This is a genomic window from Geobacter sulfurreducens PCA (assembly GCF_000007985.2).
GTDB lineage: Bacteria > Desulfobacterota > Desulfuromonadia > Geobacterales > Geobacteraceae > Geobacter > Geobacter sulfurreducens.
Map to the genome: position 1 here is coordinate 118,583 of NC_002939.5, position 19,847 is coordinate 138,429.

The window sequence follows — 19,847 nt, forward strand, 5'->3', positions numbered from 1 at the left end:
ATAGGGAAATCCCTGAATTGCATAGGTGATGGCATAGGGTATTATTTCTCTGAATAATGCTTAATAGCTTTCGGCAGCTCAGAGGGAATTTTATTGGCCCGTACCATGGGTGTATTCATTTGTGTGGCTGGGTGCAGACATGGACAATGCACTGACGCTTCAACCCCTCGAACGAATTGTCACCGAACACGAAGGATGGCTTGCGGCTCGCGCGCTCGGCTACGCCAAAAGCTGCGGCTACACGCGCTATACGTCCACGCTTGAAGAAGCCTGGCGGATTTCCATCGCTGGCCTTTCCGCGTCGCTCATCCATGCTCTCCGGGCAAAAGAGCCGATTCCCGAGTTGTCGCCGGATTACGATTCCGTTGCAGACCCCGTTACGCTGTTCGGCATTGAGGAAGCCCGACGTCACCGCATGCGCGGTGTGACGCTCGGTATGTTCCTCGGCCTCATGAAATACTACCGCCGCAGCTACCAGGATCTGGTGCGCGGCAGTGGGGTGGATGAGAAAACCCTTGAATCCGGCCGGCTCTTCATCGACCGTTTTTTTGACCGTGTTGAAATTGGGTTCACCACTGAATGGTCATCGGTTTCCGATCCCCAGCGGCTTGCCGAACTGGAGGAGGCCAACCGGTCCATCACCAACGAGAAGAACAGGCTCCTCACACTGTTTGAAAGCATCCCTTCTCCTGTTATGCTTCTGGGTGCCGACGGCCGGCCAGTACTCATGAACCATGCTGCAGTCGAGTTATTCGCCGGTCCGACGCCGCCCGGCACGCATTACTATCGTGAGAGTGGAAGCCCAGGGCTGGAGGTGGCCGTCCCCCGCTGGAGCCGGCTGAAGCGTTTTCTGAAGGGGAAGGCGCGGGAGGCGCGTTTCGAGGAGAGCATCGACACAGCTGCCGGGTGCCGGTATTTTCTGGTTACCGTGCAGCGGATGCTCGACGTCAGTGAAAAATTTTGCGGAACGACTATCATCCTTTCCGACCTCACCGGCCGCAAACTCGCCGAAGATGAACTCCAGCACCTTGTGGCAGAGATGGAAGATCGGATCAGGTCTCGAACCGCTGAATTGCTGGATGCGAACACGCGTCTGCTGGAAGAGATTGAGGAGCGCCGCAGGTCTGAGCGCTTTTTCCACGCCACGATTGATTCTCTGACAGCTCCAGTTGCCATTTTGAACGGCGAGGGGGACATCGTCACCGTCAACCGGGCTTGGCGAAAATTCGCCGATGAAAACGGGGGGCTTCACCCCAATCACTTCATTGGGTACAATTATCTCGGATTGTGCGATAACGTGAAGGGTGACGATGCCGTCACCGCTTCCGCTGTGGCGCGGGGTATTCGAGAGTTGATAGCCGGCCGCATCAATGAGTTCCATGTGGATTATCCATGCCACTCCCCCGATGAGCAACGGTGGTTCCAGGTCCGTGTCACGAGGCTTGAGAACGGCAGCCGTGGCCGGGTCGCCGTGGTCCATGAAAACATCTCCGAGGTGAAGAAGGCCCAGGAGGAAATTCTGTCCCTGAACCGTAGCCTCGAGGAGCGAATCAGGCACCGGACCCAGCAGCTCGAATGCTCTAACAGGGAGCTCGAAGGATTCTGCTACGCCGTATCCCATGATCTTCGCTCCCATCTGGCGAGGCTTGAGGGCCTTGGCCGGGGACTGCTCGAAGACTGTTTCGCAGGTCTCGACAACCAGGCCCGTCACTATGCGGAGCGAATTTGCCGCATCAGTATGGACCTGCGCAGGGCCATTGACTCCTTGCTGGACCTCAGTCGGCTCGCTCGGTGCGAACTTTCTAACGTAACCGTGGATTTGAGTGGGGTGGCGGAGCGGGTCGCTGAAGAACTGCACCAGTTGCAGCCGTTAAGACGGGTGAGTTTTTCCCTTGAGCCCGGCGTAATCGTGCGAGGTGACCCGCAGCTCCTGGAAACGGTCATGCGGCACTTGATGGGTAATGCATGGAAATTCACCAGCCGCCGCGAGGACGCAGAGATAGCCTTCGGCTCGACCATGCTCCACGGTATGAAGACCTGCTTTGTGCGTGACAACGGCGTCGGTTTCGACATGAGGTATGCCGGCACTCTGTTCCAGCCATTCCAGCGGCTTCATGGCCCTGCCGAGTTCGACGGCGCCGGGATTGGACTGGCAACTGTGCAGAGGATCATTCAGCGTCACGGCGGGCGCATCTGGGCCGAAGGAGAGAGTGGAAAAGGTGCCGTATTTTTCTTCGTTTTTCCCGATTAATCGATAGAGGTGGGGTGGTGGACACCAAGACGATACTACTTGTGGAGGACAATCCCGACGACGAGTTCCTTGCGCTACGGGCGTTGCGGCGTCATGGGCTGCAGGACGTTGTCGTGGCCCGTGACGGAGAACAGGCGGTCGGCCAGCTCTTCGAGGCGGCCCCCCCCCTGGACCCCTGGCTCGTGCTTCTCGACCTCAAGCTGCCGAAGATGAACGGCCTTGAGGTCTTGCGCACCATTCGCAGCGAAGAGCGTACCCGGCATACTCCGGTCATCGTCATCAGCTCGTCCCAGGAGGAAACCGATGTGGTAAAATGCCGCGAACTGGGCGTTCTGGCTTATCTGACGAAGCCCATTGATGGTGAGAAGATCATGGCGCTTCTCGCGACGGCGGGCCTGTCATTCTGACCGGCTCTGCGTCACGGCCCTCCGCCTGCTCGCAGCTCGCAGTGGCCGGGTGCAGGCGGGCTATTCTCCAGCCTGCGGTTTCACCTTGTGACATTCAAGGCAGGCGGCATCTTTCACGCGGCGCTCCATCAGCGACGCCTTGTCCTTAGGCTGCCCCTTTCCCATGAGGCGTTCGCCGACTTTGTGGCAACCGAAGCAGCCCCGTCCCCGCACGGCCTCGTGCATTTTTACCATGGCCGGGTTTTTACTGTGACAGACGTTGCATTCGAAGGCCCCGGCCAGAGAAATATCTCCTGCCAGGAACCAAACCATCGCCATTGCCAGAACGAGATGCATGTTCATACGTAACCTCGGGAGTTTTAGCCATACCATACCCTGAGTGGCTCCCCGAAGGTTTGACGTAAGTCAAAGAGAAACCCCCTCCCGTTCAACAGCTTGAAAGAACGCAGGAAAAATACCTTCACAAACGGTGTCGAGTATGGTAACTATCACGAGTTTCCAGGACTGCCAACGACGAAGCGATTGAGCCATGGCCAAAATAATCTGTATCGCCAATCAAAAAGGGGGGGTCGGCAAGACCACCACGGCCGTTAATCTGGCAGCATCCCTTGCTGCAGCCGAGAAGCAAACGCTGCTGGTCGACATGGATCCCCAGGGGAATGCCGGCAGCGGTGTCGGTGTTGACAAGGCTGGGCTGGAGGAATCGGTCTACGACGCCATCATCAATGATGTGGACCCGTCGGGACTCATCGTCGGAACCGACCTTGCCCACCTGGATCTGCTCCCCTCGACCACCGACCTGGCCGGTGCTGAACTCGAGCTGGTCTCCATGCCCGAGAGGGAGCGCAGGCTCAAGGCGGCGCTCGCCCGTCTCTCGCAGCGTTATGACTATATCATCATTGATTGCCCCCCATCCCTGGGGCTGCTCACCGTGAATGCCATGACCGCCGCCGATTCGGTCCTGATCCCTCTCCAGTGCGAATACTACGCCATGGAGGGGCTCTCGCAGATTATCAAGACCATAAAGCTCGTGCAGAAGGGGCTCAACCCCGGCCTTGCCATCGAAGGGATCGTTCTGACCATGTACGATGGCCGAAACAACCTGTCCCGTCAGGTGAGCGAGGAAATACGAGGTCATTTTGCGGACATTGCCTTCCAGACGGTCATTCCTCGCAATGTCCGCCTCTCCGAGGCGCCCAGCCATGGTCGCCCCGTCATCCTCTATGACATCACGTCCCGGGGGGCGGTGAGCTACATGGAACTGGCCCGGGAACTCATGACAAGGGAGGTCCGTCGTGGTTAAAAAAACCGGCCTCGGCAAGGGGATGGCGGCCCTTCTTCCCGTCGTGGAAGAGGAAGGGAAGCGCTACTTCTCGTGCCCCATCGAAGATATCCGCCCCCATAAAAATCAGCCCCGCAAGACTTTTGTCCCGGAAAAGCTGGAAGAGCTGGCCGCCTCGATCCGTGAAAAAGGTATTATCCAACCCCTGGTGGTCCGGAAAAAAGGGGATCACTACGAACTCATCGCCGGTGAGCGGCGCTGGCGTGCCGCCCAGAAGGCGGGCCTGCGCGAAGTCCCGGTGGTGATCCAGGATGTTTCCGAAGATACGGCCCTGGAGATGGCCCTCATCGAAAACATCCAGCGCGAGGACCTGAATGCCGTGGAGGAGGCCGAGGCCTACCATGCGCTCATGGAGAATTTCGGCCTCACCCAGGAGGAGCTGGCGAAGCGGGTCGGCAAGGACCGCTCCACCATAGCCAACTCGTTGCGGTTACTGAAGCTCCCGGTCGAACTGAAGAGAGATATCGTCGAGGAGCGCCTTGCCATGGGGCACGCCCGGGCGGTTCTTGCGCTTGATTCCGACGCCCAGATCAAAGAGGCGCGAGACGCTATCATCAAGGGGAATCTCACGGTCCGGGAGGCTGAGGGCCTGGTCAAGCGACTCAAGGCCGGAGCCAGGACCGGCGCGAAGGCAAAAACTGCCGATGTCCATTCCGCGGACCTCGTGGAACAACTCCAGCGGCGGCTCATGACCCGCGTGGTCATCCGGCGCGGTGGCCGGGGCGGAAAAATCGAGATAGCATTCGGCAACCAGGAAGAGCTGTCGAGGATTGTCGATATGCTTATCGCGTAGTCTTTTGCGGGGCACGGGGCAGCCCGCAAAGGCGAGGCAACCGGCATAAATCCCTTGACATGCAGGATAGCCTGTGGTAGCTAACGTCTGTTTACGGCCACGCCAGAGTATTTTTTTTTAATACAGCCGATTTGTATACTGTATACAAAATTCAGTCGGATCACGAACGGGGTGTAGAGTGATAAGTCTCGATCTTGCCTTTGTTATTCAGGTAATCAACTTCTTGGTTCTCATGATCATCCTGAACGTTTTTCTGTTCAAGCCGATCAGGAAGGTTATCGCGGACCGGAAAGCGCAGATCGACGGATCCAGGGAACGCGCTGCGGTAGTCGACAAAGAGGTGCAGGAGAAGATGGCCCTCTATGAGGCGCGCCTGCGCGATGTGAAGGCCAAGGCCGGTGCTGAGCGCGAGGTGCTGCGTAAGGAGGCCCAGCAGGAGGAGTCGGCGATTCTTGAGAAGGCCCGGAAGGAAGCTGCCGATTCCCTTGCGTCCATCAAGAGCCGGGTGGCCAAGGAAACCGTCGATGCCAAGGAGTTCCTGAAGGAGCAATCCCGTTCCCTGTCCCTTGAAATCTGCCAGAAAGTGCTCGGGAGGAGTCTGTAACAATGGCCTACGCGTTTAAGAAAAACGGGCTCCTGAAGCCTTTTGTGTCGACTGCCGCGATCTGCCTTCTGGTGGCCGGCACTGTTGTACTCTGCCATGCCTCGGGTGGCGGGGAAGGCGCCCACCACGTGGATACCGGCAAGCAGATGAAGGATTTCATGTGGCGGGTCATCGACTTCATCGCTTTGGCCGGCGTGATTGTCTGGGCGCTCAAGAAGGCCAATGCCAAAGGGGCCCTGGCTGATCGCTCAGCCAATGTGGAAAAGGCCCTGCGTGAGGCCGAAGAGGCGCGGACCGCTGCCGAGAAGAAATTCGCCGAGTACAGCGAGAAACTTGAAAAAGCCAATCAGGAAATCGACGGAATTTATGCCGCCATCCGCAAGGAAGGTGAGCTGGAGAAAGAGCGCATTATCGCTGAGGCCAGAATCACTGCCGAAAAGATACGTGAACAGGCTACGGCGACCGCTACTCAGGAAGTTCTCAAGGCCCGGGCCGAACTTCGTGACGAAGCGGCGCGCCTCGCGGTACAGATGGCCGAGCAGGCTCTGCGCGAGGCTATCAAGAAAGATGACCAGGATCGGCTGGTTAGCGAATATCTTACCAAGGTGGAGAACTTACATTGATCTCGAACGCTATTGCACGTCGCTACGCCAAGGCGCTGGTGCAGCTCGGGGCCGAGGAGGGAGCGGTCGACCGGTTCGGTGTCGAGTTGGGGCAGTTCACGGCCCTTCTCGACGGGAATGCCGACCTGGCTTCCGTTCTCAAGAGCCCCGCGTACCGCATTGAAGCCAAGAGGGAAATTCTCAGGGATGTCCTTGCGAAGCTTAATCTCTCCGGCACCGTCTCCAATTTTCTGCAGGTACTCCTCGATAGGGGGCGAATCGGCTTCACTCCCCAGATCGCGCACAGCTACGCAGTATTTGCCGATGAACTCTCCGGCATTGTCCGCCCGGTCCTCACGTCGGCATTTCCTTTGGACGATGCCCAGGTTGAGGGGATGAAGAGTGCCCTTGCCAAAGCGACCGGCAAGCGGGTAGAGCTTTCGGCTCAAGTGGACTCCGCTCTCATCGGCGGAGTGGTCACCAAGATTGGCGACAAGGTATTTGACGGCAGCGTACGGACCCAGTTGAACAGGATTCAGGATATATTACAGAAGGGGTGAGAGGTTCCATGGAAATCAGAGCCGAAGAAATCAGCGAAATTATCCGTAAGCAGATCAAGGAGTACGGCAAGGAGGTAGAGGTTGCCGAGACCGGCACCATCATCTCCGTCGGTGACGGTATCGCCCGTATCCACGGCCTGGACAAGGCCATGGCCGGCGAGCTCCTGGAGTTCCCCGGCGGGGTCTCCGGCATGGTTCTCAACCTCGAAGAGGACAACGTCGGTGCGGCGATCCTCGGTGAAGACAACGAGAACATCAAGGAAGGGACCACCGTCAAGCGGACCGGCAGGATCGTGGAGGTTCCGGTAGGCGAAGCCCTCATCGGTCGCGTGGTCAACGCCATCGGCCAGCCCATCGACGGTAAGGGGCCGATCAATACCACCACCTTCGGCAAGGTCGAAGTCAAGGCCCCCGGTATCGTCAAGCGGAAGTCGGTCCATCAGCCGATGCAGACCGGCCTCAAGGCCATCGACTCCATGGTGCCGATCGGCCGCGGTCAGCGGGAGCTCATCATCGGCGACCGCCAGACCGGTAAGACCGCTGTTGCCATCGACACCATCATCAATCAGAAGGGCGGCGACCTGATCTGCATTTACGTCGCCATCGGCCAAAAGCGTTCCACTGTTGCCCAGGTGGTGAGCAAGCTGCAGGAATACGGCGCGATGGATTACACCATCGTCGTATCCGCTTCCGCTTCCGAGCCGGCACCGCTCCAGTTCATCGCTCCCTATACCGGCGTCACCATGGGCGAGTACTTCCGGGACAACGGCAAGCATGCTCTCATCATTTACGATGACCTGTCCAAGCAGGCCGTTGCCTACCGTCAGCTCTCCCTGCTCCTCCGTCGTCCGCCGGGACGTGAAGCCTATCCGGGTGACGTCTTCTACCTGCACAGCCGTCTCCTCGAGCGTGCCGCCAAGCTCTCCGACGACTGCGGAGCCGGATCGCTTACGGCGCTCCCGATCATCGAGACCCAGGCCGGTGACGTTTCCGCCTACATTCCGACCAACGTTATTTCTATTACCGACGGCCAGATTTATCTGGAGAGCGACCTGTTCTACTCAGGTGTGCGTCCGGCCATCAACGTCGGTCTCTCGGTTTCCCGGGTCGGTGGCTCTGCCCAGGTAAAAGCCATGAAGCAGGTTGCCGGTACGCTCCGTCTGAACCTCGCCCAGTATCGCGAGATGGCTGCGTTCGCCCAGTTCGGTTCCGACCTGGACAAGGCGACCCAGATGCAGCTTGCCCGTGGCGAGCGTCTGGTCGAGATCCTCAAGCAGCCCCAGTATCGGCCGATCCCGAACGAGAAGCAGGTTCTCGTCATCTTCGCCGCCAACAACGGCTTTGTTGACGAGTATCCCGTCTCCTCCCTGCGTCGCTATGAAAGTGAGCTCTACTCCTTCTTCGACAGCAGAAAGGCCGATATCCTCGCCGAACTGCGTGACAAGAAGGCCATTGACGACGATCTGAAGGCAAAGATGATCGCCGCTCTGGAAGAGCTGAAGAAGGAATTTACTGCGTAATCTAAGGACGGTCCTCACCATATGGCAAGCCTTAAAAGCATAAAAAAGCGTATTGTCTCGGTCAAAAATACCAGACAGATAACCAAGGCCATGAAAATGGTCTCGGCCGCCAAACTGCGCCGCGCTCAGGAAAACGTGGTTGCCGCCCGTCCCTATGCGAAGAAGCTGGGGGAAGTGCTCCAGCGACTGGCAAAGAGCCAGGACGAGAGCGGGAGTCCGCTGATGCAGCAGCGTCTCAGCCAGAAGGCTCTCTTGATCGTGGTCACCTCTGACCGGGGCCTGTGCGGTGGCTTTAACGCCAATATCTGCAAAGCGGCGGAACGCTTCATCAAGGAAAAAAAGGCCGAGTTCGCCGAAATTTCCGTCACGACCGTCGGCCGCAAAGGGTACGAGTTCCTGAAGAACCGTCAGAAAATCCATAAAAACTATGGAAACGTTCTGGCGAATCTCAGCTACCCGGCAGCTGCTCTGCTGGCCCAGGAAATGATAGAAGGGTACATCGCCGAAGAATACGATGAGGTTTACATACTCTTCAACGCATTCAAGAGCGTCATGTCCCAGGATATCACCTTGGAGAAGCTTTTGCCGATCGCACCCGAGGCCGCCTCTACAGAGGAGTATGCTCCCGAGTACATCTACGAGCCTTCGAAGGGTGAACTCCTGGCGGAACTTCTTCCCAAGCACATCGAAGTGCAGGTGTTCAAGGCACTGCTCGAGTCGGTTGCGTCCGAGCACGGCGCCCGTATGACCGCCATGGACAGCGCGTCCAAAAACGCGACCGAGATGATCGGCAAGCTGACGCTCCAGTACAACAGGGCACGTCAGGCCGCCATCACGACCGAGCTCATGGAGATTATCTCCGGTGCCGAGTCGATCAAGGGCTAAGCAATCTCACGATTATAAAATAGAGGCCCGGCACGGGCCGCAGGAGGAAGAGGCACCATGAGTCAGAACTTCGGTAAAATTTCGCAGGTCATCGGCGCGGTTATTGACGTCGAGTTTGAGCCGGGCAAACTGCCTCCCATCTACAACGCCCTCCGGGTGACCAACCCGGCCATTGACGATAAGGAATACAACTTGGTGCTCGAAGTGGCCCAGCACCTGGGTGAAAACGCGGTCCGGACCATCGCCATGGATTCCACCGACGGTCTTGTCCGGGGCCAGGCAGTGCTCGATACCGGTAAGCAGATTTCCGTGCCGGTGGGCCGCAAGACCCTGGGTCGAATCCTCAACGTCATCGGCGAGCCGGTGGACGAGATGGGTCCGGTCAACGCCGAGAAAGAGTACGGAATCCACCGCGAAGCTCCCGCCTTCGTGGACCAGTCCACCAAGGTTGAAGCCTTCACCACCGGGATCAAGGTCGTCGACCTTCTCGCTCCCTACGCTCGGGGCGGCAAGATTGGCCTCTTCGGCGGCGCCGGCGTCGGCAAGACCGTTCTCATCATGGAGCTCATCAACAACATCGCCAAGCAGCACGGTGGCTTCTCCGTGTTTGCCGGCGTCGGTGAGCGGACCCGCGAAGGAAACGATCTCTGGATGGAGATGAAGGAGTCCGGGGTTCTCGACAAGGCCGCCCTCGTCTACGGCCAGATGAACGAGCCGCCGGGAGCACGTGCCCGGGTTGCCCTCTCCGCCCTTTCCATCGCCGAGTACTTCCGTGACGAAGAAGGTCAGAACGTGCTTCTCTTCGTTGACAATATCTTCCGCTTCACCCAGGCGGGTTCCGAAGTTTCCGCGCTCCTCGGCCGGATTCCCTCCGCCGTTGGTTACCAGCCCACACTGGCCACAGAGATGGGAGAGCTTCAGGAGCGAATCACCTCCACCACCAAGGGCTCCATTACCTCGGTTCAGGCGATCTACGTTCCGGCCGACGACCTTACCGACCCGGCTCCGGCAACCGCCTTCGCCCACCTGGACGCAACGACCGTTCTTTCCCGTCAGATTGCCGAGCTCGGTATCTACCCGGCCGTTGACCCGCTGGACTCCACGTCGCGGATTCTCGATCCCCAGGTAATCGGCGAGGAGCACTACTCCATTGCCCGGCAGGTCCAGTACGTGCTCCAGAAGTACAAGGATCTCCAGGACATCATCGCTATTCTCGGTATGGACGAACTCTCCGAGGAGGACAAGCTGGTCGTTGCCCGGGCCCGGAAGATCCAGCGTTTCCTCTCCCAGCCGTTCCACGTTGCCGAAGCCTTCACCGGCAGCCCCGGCAAGTACGTTGAGCTGAAGGACACCATCAAGGGCTTCCAGGAGATCGTCGCCGGCAAGCATGACGATGTCCCCGAGCAGGCCTTCTACATGGTCGGAACCATTGAAGAGGCCCTCGAAAAGGCCAAGAAGCTCGCTGCCTAAGGATTTATATGACCTCGTCGCGGGGGAGGATGGTATCCCCCGCATAAAGGACTACGATAGATGGCTGAAAAACTGAAAGTCGATCTGGTTACCCCTTATAAGAAGATCCTGTCGGAAGAAGTCGATGAGATCACGGCAACAGGTGCGCTGGGTGAATTCAGCGTTCTGCCGGGGCATGCCCCCTTTCTTACCTCACTGAAGATTGGGGAGCTTACCTATAAGAAAAGTGGGCAAATCGTCCATCTTGCACTCAACTGGGGGTATTTCGAGGTTGAGGACGACAAGGTTACGGTACTGGTTGAGACCGCCGAGCGTGCCGACGAGATAGACCTCGAGCGCGCCAAGGCTGCCCTGGGGCGCGCTGAAGCTGCACTCAAGAAGCTTTCTCCCGAAGACAAGGATTACCGCGTTATGGAAGCGGCACTGGAGCGTGCCCTTATCCGGATGCAGGTTGCCGGAAAAGCTGCGAGAAAATAACCACCATCGACAACATGCTGAAAAGAGCGGCTCTGCCGCTCTTTTTTTTTCACCGGGATGCGCTTGAAACCTGCTATGATTCCGCCATGCAGATGAAAAAACCTCGCATTGTTATCACGATGGGTGATCCGACCGGCGTCGGCCCCGAGATCATAGCGAAAGCCCTGGCCGATCCGGCGGTGAGAGAGTGCTGTCGACACCTTGTGGTCGGCGACGAGTTCGCCATGAGCCGGGGAATTGCTCTGACCGGAACCGGTTTCAGAATAGAGACGTCAGAGAGCGTTCCCTTTGAGGAACCTGCCGACGGAGTCATTACGCTGCGCAAGGTTACGTCCCTCTCCGCCGAAGACCTTTGCTATGGTCAACCGACGATCGCCAGCGGTGATGCAGTCTTTCGCTCCATCTGTCATGCAGCAGACCTCTGTCTCAAGGGTGAGGCTGACGGTATGGCAACGGCACCGATCAACAAAGGGGCTCTCAACCGGGCGGGACACCGGTATCCCGGCCACACGGAGCTTCTTGCCGAGCTTACCGGAGCAGATCGCGTCGTCATGATGCTGGCAGGGGCACGGCTGCGGGTAGCGCTGGTAACCATTCATGAGGCCCTGGTGCGGGTCCCCGCACTGGTGACATTCGAACAAGTCCTTGAAACCATTCGTATCACGCACCGGGACGTGCACCGCTACTTTACACGCAATCCCCGCATCGCGGTGCTTGCCCTCAACCCCCACTGCGGCGAGGGCGGTATGTTCGGGGACGAAGAGTCTCGGATCATTGCTCCAGCTGTCCAGGCGGCACGGCAGGAAGGTATTGACGCGACAGGCCCTCTATCCGCAGATACCCTCTTTCACTTTGCCGTGCACGGAGCCTATGATGCGGTTGTCTGCATGTACCACGACCAGGGGCTCATTCCCCTGAAGCTCCTCCATTTTGACGATGGTGTGAACGTTACCCTGGGACTCCCCATTATTCGGACCTCAGTGGACCACGGTACCGCCTACGACCTGGCGGGCACAGGGAAGGCTTCTGCCGAGAGTATGAAGGCCGCCATCATGATGGCCGCGGCAATGGCCGGGAGCAGGCGAGAGGAGAGCGGAGCGCCGTGAGGATGAAGAAACTGCTGTATCTGGCCATAGGTGCCGTGGTTGCGTATGGGATCTATATCGCCATATCGCTCATGTTTCTCCCGTCGGTTGCAGAACTGAAGAACCGTCGCACCACCATGACCATTCAGGTCAAGGATTGGCACGGAGAGTACCATCCCTTCACGGTAGGGCCCAAGAACCGATACTGGACACCGTCAGGCAGCATCCCCCCGGAGATGAAGTGGGCGGTTATCCTGGCTGAGGACGCCAATTTCTACAAGCACGAAGGAATCGACGTCAAGGCGATCAAGAACGCCATCAAGTACGATCTCGAAAAAAAGAGCTTTGCCCGCGGTGCATCGACCATCACGCAGCAGGTCGCCAAGAACCTGTTCCTCTCCCGTGAGAAAACCATCTCGCGAAAGATCAAGGAAATTGTCCTTGCCAAAAGGATGGAAGAGGAACTGACCAAGGGGAGGATAATCGAGCTTTACCTGAACGTCGTGGAGTTAGGTCCCATGGTCTACGGCATAGGCCACGGTGCGCGATACTACTTCGGCAAACCTGCTTCTGCGCTTACTCCACGCGAGTGTGCCTTCCTGGCCGCCATGCTGCCGGGGCCGCGGGTGGCCTACAACCCGTACAAGAACCTTGGCAAGGTCCTGAAACGCTCGGACATGATCCTGCGCCTGCTGCGCGGCAAGGGAGTGCTGTCGGACGACGAATACCGGCAGGCCCTTGCCCAGACGCCGAACATTGCCGGACTCCAGCGGAAGGTGGATGCGAGCATTGAGAAGGAGGAAACGACCTTCGAGAACAGGACGGGCGCAACCGTGCCGCTTGAGCCCCAGTCAACGACAGCGCCCGACGAGCAGGCGCCCGAAGAGGTGCCGGCGGCGTCGTCACAACCAGCTGCGAACGGCGAACCGGCCGCAGGAGATGGTGGCGAACAGCAGAGCCCGCCGCCTGCTCGCTGAGGTAGCCGGACGTGCTCGGACTGCTGTCCGTTGGTGCGGCAATCGGAGAGAAGAAAAAAAGGGGTGACCGATTGTTCCGGTCACCCCTTTTGATGTTACCACGGCGAATCGTGATCAGGAGTTCAAGTACTCCTTGATCCTCTCCGCCAGGGTACGGTAAATGCGCATGCACTCGTTCTCATCCTTTTCAAGCAGCGTAACCCGGAAGCCCTGAAGCGGGGTGTTGAAGGAAGAAAGAGGTACGATGCAGATGCCAGTGCTTGCCAGGATATAATAGACGAAACGTTTGTCCGGCGAAACCCCGGGGGCGTTCACGAGCTTCTCCACCAGTTCACGGACCTCCACGCTCTCGATGGGCAGCGACTGCCGGTCGGTGAGGAGTCCGTCCCGGAACGCGACCGACATGTAGAAGGCACCGTTGGTCCGGTTAACCATGAGACCCGGAACCTGCTTGAGGCAGTCGTAGGTGATGGTGCTCATCCGCTCGTAGCATGCGATTCGCTCCCGAAGGTACGTCTGGTACTCGGGATGCTTCATGATGGCCGGGATGCACTTCTGCGGCAGGGTGGTGGAGCAGACTTCGTTCATCTTGGCGGTGAGGATGGAGTTCAGGAACTTGTGGAACTGCTCGTCGCGGTTGCCGTTATAGACCTCGATCCAGCCGCAGCGCGAGCCGGGCCAGGGGATTTCCTTTGAAATTCCCTTCATGGCAATGGCCGGCACCTCGCCGATCACGTCGGAGATGGGCACGGTGGTCTGGCCGTTGTACGTGATGTTGTTGTAGACCTCGTCGGCAATGATGAAGAGATCGTACCTGCGGGCGATGGCTACGATCTGTTCGAGGATCTCCCTGGGGTAGACCATGCCGGTGGGATTGTCCGGATTAATGAGAAGGATGCCGGAGATCTGCGGATTATATTTTACATGGTTCTCCAGATCTTCCACGTCGGGGAACCAGTTGTCTTCGGGCTTCAGCCTGTAGCAGACCGGCGCTGCCTGGGCGTGGGCGGCTTCCCCGATGGAGTGGGTGGTATAGGTGGGGGATGGCATCAGAATACGGCTTTCGTGGCGAAGATTGCCATAAACCGTGGAGATGGCATCGCCAAGTCCGTTGAAGAAGATGATGTCGTCGGGGGTGATCTGGGCCCCGCCGCGGTTGTTGGTCAGCCCGCAGAGAAACTCCCGGGTTTCCAGTACCCCACGGGTATGGCAGTAGCCCCAGGTATCGTTCTCCATCACGGCGGCTGCCACGATTTCCTTCATCCAGCGGGGGATTTCCTCCTTCTTCACGATCGGATCGCCGATATTCTCCCAGTTGATCTTGACGCCGTGCTTCTGGAGCTTTTCCGCCACATTCACGATGTTGCGGATTTCATAGGTCAGTTCGCCGGCTCCTGGCGTAACCAGTTCATTTCTCACGTCAGTCGTCCCCCTTGTAGTCCTGTTGTGGTTGCCTGAAAATGAAAAAGGCCGTGGGGGTCACCCACGGCCTTCCGATACACGAAGCGTATACGCCTCCTCACACGGCAGCGGGTAACCCTGCGGCGACGGACGCCGCTGCGGTGATAGCTCGTGCTGCTATAGCGATGGAAACGATGTTTTTCTTCATAGCGACTTCAGATACCACGGTGAGTGCGTGGCGTCAATGTTTTTTTCCGCAGAGAATGTGCCGTTACCGGACAGTCTGCCCGCCAGCGTCACTCAACGGTGATCAGTAAGCGCCCGTCCGGGTCGCGCCAGCGCAGCCACGCCATCACGCTCAGGTCCACAAGGACCCTGGCCCGGTCTCCGTCAACGTCAAGAATTCGCATGCTCCGCTCCGGCGTGAGCGGGGGGAGTTCCGGGGCACTGCCGTCCGGCCCGCTCCGGGCCAGGTAGAATTCTTTCCTCAGTCCGCGCAGCAGCCGTGCCGTCTTACCGCGAAGATACTCTTCCCAGGTAAGGTAGGTCCAGGTCCGGCGGGGTTCCAGCCAGCCGGACCGGCCTGCATCGTCATAGTGAACCCTCAGCCACTCCCCCTTTGTAGCGGTTACCGCCAGGGCAAGTACCCCTGGCGGGGTCTTGACCACTCCGGCGAGAGCGGGAAGCGATGCCACCCGCAGTTCGCCGATGCGACCAATGCCGGGTTCCCGATAGATGACGACAAAAGACCCCCCGCCGGCATTATCATGCGCGAGCGAGTTTTTTACCAGCAGGACGCCCTTGCCGGTTTCGGGGCGGGCAGGCGGGGGCGCAGCCGACACTGTGCCGATGGCAACGGTCGACAGGAGCCAGAGAAGTACACCGGTGCGGAGAAACCACATGATAGAGCCGGAATGCCTTACCGGTCCACCAGGGCGAAGAGGTTGCCGTCCGGATCGCTGACCACCGCCATCTTGCCCCAAGGGCTCTGCTCAAGGGGTTGATCGAAACGGACGCCGGCCTGGACCAATTCCTTGCAGAAGCTGTCGATGTCCTTCACCCGGAACGTGATGCCGGTATGCCGCCCCACGAAGACCAGTGCGTCGGGGGTGAGGGCCTGAGCCACCCCAAGCGTGGTGCCGCCGGAGAAGAACTCCATCATGGTCATGCCGGCCTGGGCAAGGGGAAGTTTGAGCTGTTCACTGTAGAACCGCTTTGCCGCCTCTAAATCGCGGACGAAAACCACCACGTTTTTCATTGCTTCGATCATGGGAATCCTTCCGAAAAAGTATACGGATCACAATGGATCGAACCATAGCAGACGGTACCGTCCGCGGCAAGGGGGAATCGCTTCCCGCCAAAATTGACGGGCGCGGGGACACTCGGGTCCGCGCCCGTCATGAAGGAGTGTGTCGACATTGGCGGGATCAAACGGGATGGATGCCCCATGCCGCCAGTTCGGCCAGCACCTGGTCCACCAGCAGGGGGAGCGCCCGCGATACCGGCGCCGACAGGTCAGTCCCGGGTTCCACGGAACAGTACTGGATTCCCCAAAGGACCATCTCCCCAGGAAGGTTTCCCTGGAGATCGGCCACGGCAAGAAGATCCTGGAGTCCCATCTGGTGGGGGGAAACCTTGGTGCGGAGCGCTGTCGGAATATCCTCTCCCTCGAGCCGCACCAGGGTGCCCGCCGGCGCGCCCGTGTCGATGGCATCCACTACCAGCAGCCGGTCGACTCCATCGAACCGGGGAAGCAGGTCGAGGCCAAGGGTGCCGCCGTCCAGGAGCGTCACCCCGGCAGGCAAGGGATGGAGTTCCCGGATCAGTTCCACCGCCCGCACGCCGGCGCCGTCATCGGACATGATGAGGTTTCCTATGCCGAGAACCAGGATGCTCAGCGGTTACTCCCTCCGCTTCACCGGCTTGTAGCCGCCGAAAATGCTCGACATGACGCCGCCGCGTTCCTTCACGTCCATGAGCCACGCGCTGTACACATGGTGGATAGCAAAGGCGATGAGAAGCCACATGACCATATGGTGGGTCAGGCGCATCCCCTGGTTACTGAACAGCCAGTAGAGGGGCGAAAGGAGCACGTGCATGGCGCCGCCGGGGCGGTGCTCGGCATAGAGGGCGAGCCCGGTGAAGATCATGGTCAGGTAGAGCAGGAAGACCAGAAGGTAGGTGGCGCCCGCCAGGGCATTGTGGCCGATGGGGTGCGGGACCTTCCGGGAGAGGAAGGTGTAGTAGGTGAACATCCGCCACATGTTCCGGCGACCCTCCGGGTAGAGGAACGGGACGAATTCACACCATCCCGCGTGACGATTGCCGGCAAAGGCCCACCACATCCGGCTCGCGACGCTTACGGCAAAGGTGTAGCCCGCCGTGAAGTGGATGACGCGGACCCAGCCCATGACATAGTCAGAGGCGGAGAGTCCCAGGGTCTTGGGCGATCCGATGTAAATGCCGGTCACCGACAGCACGACGATGGCGAGCATGTTGACCCAGTGGGTCACCCGCACCGGGACCTCCCAGACGTACTCCTCGTAGAGACAATTCCGGTTCCGTGCCATGAATTCCTCCTACAGGACCTTCACGCTGACCAGTTCTCCTCCTTTCGGGTCGACCACGTGCACGGCGCAGGCCAAGCACGGGTCGAAGGAGTGGATGGTCCGGAGGATCTCCAGTGGCCTGCCGGGGTCCGCCATGGGAGTCCCTACCAGCGCAGCCTCGTAGGGGCCCAGCTGCCCCTTTTCATCCCGGGGCGAGGCGTTCCAGGTGGAGGGAACCACGGCCTGGTAGTTCTCGATCTTCTGGTCTTTGATCCTGATCCAGTGCCCGAGCGCGCCGCGGGGGGCATTGTGCCAGCCATACCCGGCAGCCTCCCGGGGCCAGGTGGCCGGGTCCCACTTTTCGCCGTTGTGGATGGTGAGGTCGCCACCGGCGATGTTGGCCACGAGCATGTCGAGCCACGAGGAGAGTTCGCGGGCCACGAGCAGGGTCTCGATTCCCCTGGCCGCGGTACGTCCCAGGGTTGAGAAGAGTGCTTCGGGGCCCGCGCCGAGCTTGCCGAGGACCATGTCCACCGCGCCTCTTGCCCCGGGGTGGCCTGCCGCGTAGGCTACCAAAATGGTCGCCAGGGGCCCGGTTTCCATGGGTTTGCCGTCGTAACGGGGCGACTTTACCCAGGAATACTTGCCGTCGGTGTCGAGCATCTCGTACGGCGGTGTCGGCCCGGTGTACCTGGCCTCGGTCGTCTCGTCATAGGGGTGGACCCCCGCGGCTTCCCCCTCGTACCAGGAGTGAGCCACGCTCTCGGTGATCTTACGCTGGTCGATGGGGTAGACCCGGGACAGATCCCGATTCAGAATGATCCCTTGGGGGAGCCAGAGCTTTTCGGGTTTGCCGCTGTTGTCCAGGGGATATTCGCCGTAGGAGAGGTAGTTCCCGACCCCGCCGCCGATGCCGGCCCATTCTGTATAGAAGGACGCCACCGCCAGCAGGTCGGGGATGTAGACCTTTTCCACGAAGGCCCGGGTCTTTTTCAAGAGTTGGCCGATCTCGGCGATCTTGTCTGCGTTGAGGGCGTTCTGAGAGTTCGGATCTATCGGCACCGCCATGCCGCCCACCAGGAAGGTCTGGGGATGGGGGTTCTTGGACCCGAGGATGGCGTGGATCTTGATGATCTCCCGCTGCCAGTCCAGCGCCTCGAGGTAGTGGGCCGTGGCCATGAGGTTCGCCTCGGGCGGCAACTTGTAGGCCGGGTGACCCCAGTAGGCATTGCCGAAGGGGCCCAGTCGTCCCTTGTTGACAAAGGCCGCCAGCCGGTCCTGGATCGACTTGAAGTAGGTGGGAGAATTGAGGGGCCAGTCAGAGATGGAAGCCGCCAGGGTCGCCGTCTTTGATGGATCGGCTTTGAGGGCCGAGACCACGTCGACCCAGTCCAGGGCGTGGAGATGGTAGAAGTGAATAACGTGATCCTGAACCACCTGGCTCCCGATGATGAGGTTGCGGATCAGTTCGGCGTTCAGGGGGATCTTCACGTTCAGGGCATTTTCCACCGCCCGGATGGAGGCGATGGAGTGCACGGTGGTGCAGACGCCGCAGAAACGCTGAGTGAAATACCAGGCGTCGCGGGGATCGCGCCCCTTCAGGATTTTTTCGATCCCACGGAACATGGTGCAGGAGCTCCAGGCATCGGTGATCCGTCCGCCGTTCACCTCGGCCTGGATGCGCAGATGTCCCTCGATTCTCGTGATCGGGTCAACAACGATCATGGCCATGAGCTACCCCTCCTTCTCATCGTCGGAATCGTTCCCCTTGCGCAGGGCGCTCACCACGCCGTGGATGCCGAATGCGGCCGCTGTGGCCGCTGCGATTCCCAGGCCGATCTGGTCGGCGGTAGCCTCTATGCCGAAGCCGGGCACATTGGGGAGCCGCTTGTAGAGCGGTGTCATGGAATCCCAGAAGTGGGGCTCGGAGCAGCCGGCGCAGCCATGGCCCGCCGAAACCGGCCAGGCTGTCTTTTCGTTGTAGCGCTGGGAGGGGCAGTTGTGGAAGGTTTCGGGGCCCTTGCAGCCCATTTTGTAGAGGCAGTGGCCCGCCCGGTGTGCCTGATCGCCCCATTGTTCCACATACTGGCCCGCGTCAAAGTGGGGCCGTCGCTCGCAGTTATCGTGAATCCGCTTGCCGTAGGCGAAGAGAGGGCGGCCCTTGCCGTCGGTGGCCGGCGGGGAGCCGAAGGTGAGCAGGTGGACCACGGTAGCCACCAGGTTGTCGGTGTTGACGGGGCAGCCGGGGAGGTTGATGACCGTGGCCCCCGGCACCGCATCCTTGACGCCGACCGCCCCGGTCGGGTTGGGCGCCGCCGCCGGTATCCCCCCGTAGGAGGCGCAGGTGCCGACGGTGATAGTTGCCATGGCGCCGCCGCAGACTTCGCGGGTGATGTCCAGGGCCGACCGGCCGCCGATGCAGCAGTAGGCGCCGTTTGCTCCGGTCGGAATCGCTCCTTCCACCACGGCGATGTACGTGCCGGATCGCGCTTTCATGGTTGCGTGCCTGGCAGCTTCGGCCTGGAAGCCCGCCGCTGCCATGATGGTCTCGGCGTAGTCCACGGAGAGGACGTCCAGGACGATGTCGGCCACGGTGGGATTGGCGGCTCTCAGGAGTGCCTCGGTATCGCCGGTGCAGCTCTGGAATTCGAGCCAGATGACCGAGGGGCGCTTGTCATCCTCCAGGGCCTCGGCGATTCGAGGCACCAGGGTAACCGGCAGGGCCAGCACCGCCGACATTGCGGTGCAGAACTTCAGGAAGTCACGCCGGGAAATCCCCTGTTCTTCCCATGTTCCCGAGCTCTTGCAATGCTGTTTCACCAAGTCGTTGCCATCGTCGTTACCTGCCATGAAAGCATCCTCCTTCATTAGGCGTGGGAAGGCTCAGGTGGGGATATTCACGATAGGGCAGTATGATAAAACGT

21 protein-coding genes are annotated in these 19,847 nt (G+C 59.7%); 13 read left to right on the top strand and 8 right to left on the bottom strand.

What is annotated here, in order from left to right:
• Positions 1–139: 139 nt before the first annotated feature.
• Both GS_RS00540 and GS_RS00545 read left to right on the top strand, forming a co-directional pair.
• Positions 140–2,251: an ATP-binding protein gene (locus GS_RS00540; RefSeq protein WP_010940779.1), complete on the top strand. Its 2,112-nt coding sequence runs from the start codon at positions 140–142 to the stop codon at positions 2,249–2,251.
• 17 nt (positions 2,252–2,268) lie between these two features.
• On the top strand, positions 2,269–2,658 hold the full coding sequence (locus GS_RS00545) for a response regulator (protein ID WP_010940780.1): 390 nt from the start codon (positions 2,269–2,271) through the stop codon (positions 2,656–2,658).
• A gap of 60 nt (positions 2,659–2,718) precedes the next feature.
• On the opposite strand, the gene GS_RS00550 is transcribed toward GS_RS00545, so the two are convergent.
• Complete coding sequence (locus tag GS_RS00550) at positions 2,719–3,000, bottom strand: cytochrome c3 family protein (protein ID WP_010940781.1); 282 nt, start codon at positions 2,998–3,000, stop codon at positions 2,719–2,721.
• 187 nt (positions 3,001–3,187) lie between these two features.
• Here GS_RS00550 and GS_RS00555 point away from each other — a divergent pair, with 187 nt between their 5' ends.
• The 11 genes from GS_RS00555 (at position 3,188) to GS_RS00605 (ending at position 12,973) form a co-directional block, all read left to right on the top strand.
• Positions 3,188–3,961, top strand: coding sequence for a ParA family protein (locus tag GS_RS00555; RefSeq protein WP_010940782.1), 774 nt, complete (start codon positions 3,188–3,190; stop codon positions 3,959–3,961).
• Entirely contained in the window at positions 3,954–4,793 is an 840-nt protein-coding gene (locus GS_RS00560) for a ParB/RepB/Spo0J family partition protein (protein ID WP_010940783.1), read from the top strand. Before GS_RS00555 ends, GS_RS00560 begins: the two co-directional genes overlap by 8 nt.
• 178 nt (positions 4,794–4,971) lie before the next feature.
• Entirely contained in the window at positions 4,972–5,397 is a 426-nt protein-coding gene (locus GS_RS00565; protein WP_010940784.1) for an ATP synthase F0 subunit B, read from the top strand.
• A 2-nt stretch (positions 5,398–5,399) separates the two neighbouring features.
• Complete coding sequence (locus GS_RS00570; RefSeq protein ID WP_010940785.1) at positions 5,400–6,020, top strand: ATP synthase F0 subunit B; 621 nt, start codon at positions 5,400–5,402, stop codon at positions 6,018–6,020.
• Positions 6,017–6,559 (top strand): ATP synthase F1 subunit delta, encoded by a 543-nt coding sequence (gene atpH / locus GS_RS00575; RefSeq protein WP_010940786.1) that lies wholly within the window; start codon positions 6,017–6,019, stop codon positions 6,557–6,559. Before GS_RS00570 ends, atpH begins: the two co-directional genes overlap by 4 nt.
• Positions 6,560–6,567: 8 nt before the next feature.
• Complete coding sequence (gene atpA / locus GS_RS00580) at positions 6,568–8,079, top strand: F0F1 ATP synthase subunit alpha (RefSeq protein WP_010940787.1); 1,512 nt, start codon at positions 6,568–6,570, stop codon at positions 8,077–8,079.
• Between the two features lie 21 nt (positions 8,080–8,100).
• Positions 8,101–8,964, top strand: a complete 864-nt coding sequence (gene atpG / locus GS_RS00585; protein ID WP_010940788.1) for an ATP synthase F1 subunit gamma — start codon at positions 8,101–8,103, stop codon at positions 8,962–8,964.
• A gap of 57 nt (positions 8,965–9,021) precedes the next feature.
• On the top strand, positions 9,022–10,434 hold the full coding sequence (gene atpD, locus GS_RS00590; protein WP_010940789.1) for a F0F1 ATP synthase subunit beta: 1,413 nt from the start codon (positions 9,022–9,024) through the stop codon (positions 10,432–10,434).
• A gap of 60 nt (positions 10,435–10,494) precedes the next feature.
• Positions 10,495–10,911, top strand: coding sequence for a F0F1 ATP synthase subunit epsilon (locus tag GS_RS00595; protein ID WP_010940790.1), 417 nt, complete (start codon positions 10,495–10,497; stop codon positions 10,909–10,911).
• Between the two features lie 86 nt (positions 10,912–10,997).
• Positions 10,998–12,017 (top strand): 4-hydroxythreonine-4-phosphate dehydrogenase PdxA, encoded by a 1,020-nt coding sequence (gene pdxA / locus GS_RS00600; RefSeq protein WP_010940791.1) that lies wholly within the window; start codon positions 10,998–11,000, stop codon positions 12,015–12,017.
• A gap of 2 nt (positions 12,018–12,019) precedes the next feature.
• Entirely contained in the window at positions 12,020–12,973 is a 954-nt protein-coding gene (locus GS_RS00605) for a transglycosylase domain-containing protein (protein ID WP_193360258.1), read from the top strand.
• A 114-nt stretch (positions 12,974–13,087) separates the two neighbouring features.
• On the opposite strand, the gene GS_RS00610 is transcribed toward GS_RS00605, so the two are convergent.
• The 7 genes from GS_RS00610 to GS_RS00640 form a co-directional block, all read right to left on the bottom strand.
• Positions 13,088–14,392 carry a pyridoxal phosphate-dependent aminotransferase gene (locus tag GS_RS00610; RefSeq protein WP_010940793.1) on the bottom strand — a complete coding sequence of 435 codons (1,305 nt, stop codon included), beginning with the start codon at positions 14,390–14,392 and terminating at the stop codon, positions 13,088–13,090.
• A 278-nt stretch (positions 14,393–14,670) separates the two neighbouring features.
• Positions 14,671–15,276 (bottom strand): hypothetical protein, encoded by a 606-nt coding sequence (locus GS_RS00615; protein ID WP_010940794.1) that lies wholly within the window; start codon positions 15,274–15,276, stop codon positions 14,671–14,673.
• A 17-nt stretch (positions 15,277–15,293) separates the two neighbouring features.
• Positions 15,294–15,644, bottom strand: coding sequence for a VOC family protein (locus tag GS_RS00620; protein ID WP_010940795.1), 351 nt, complete (start codon positions 15,642–15,644; stop codon positions 15,294–15,296).
• Between the two features lie 157 nt (positions 15,645–15,801).
• Entirely contained in the window at positions 15,802–16,272 is a 471-nt protein-coding gene (locus tag GS_RS00625; protein ID WP_010940796.1) for a HyaD/HybD family hydrogenase maturation endopeptidase, read from the bottom strand.
• 3 nt (positions 16,273–16,275) lie between these two features.
• On the bottom strand, positions 16,276–16,944 hold the full coding sequence (cybH, locus tag GS_RS00630; protein WP_010940797.1) for a Ni/Fe-hydrogenase, b-type cytochrome subunit: 669 nt from the start codon (positions 16,942–16,944) through the stop codon (positions 16,276–16,278).
• Positions 16,945–16,953: 9 nt separating this feature from the next.
• Positions 16,954–18,654 (bottom strand): nickel-dependent hydrogenase large subunit, encoded by a 1,701-nt coding sequence (locus GS_RS00635; protein WP_010940798.1) that lies wholly within the window; start codon positions 18,652–18,654, stop codon positions 16,954–16,956.
• A gap of 3 nt (positions 18,655–18,657) precedes the next feature.
• Positions 18,658–19,773: a hydrogenase small subunit gene (locus tag GS_RS00640; RefSeq protein ID WP_010940799.1), complete on the bottom strand. Its 1,116-nt coding sequence runs from the start codon at positions 19,771–19,773 to the stop codon at positions 18,658–18,660.
• Between the last annotated feature and the right edge of the window lie 74 nt (positions 19,774–19,847).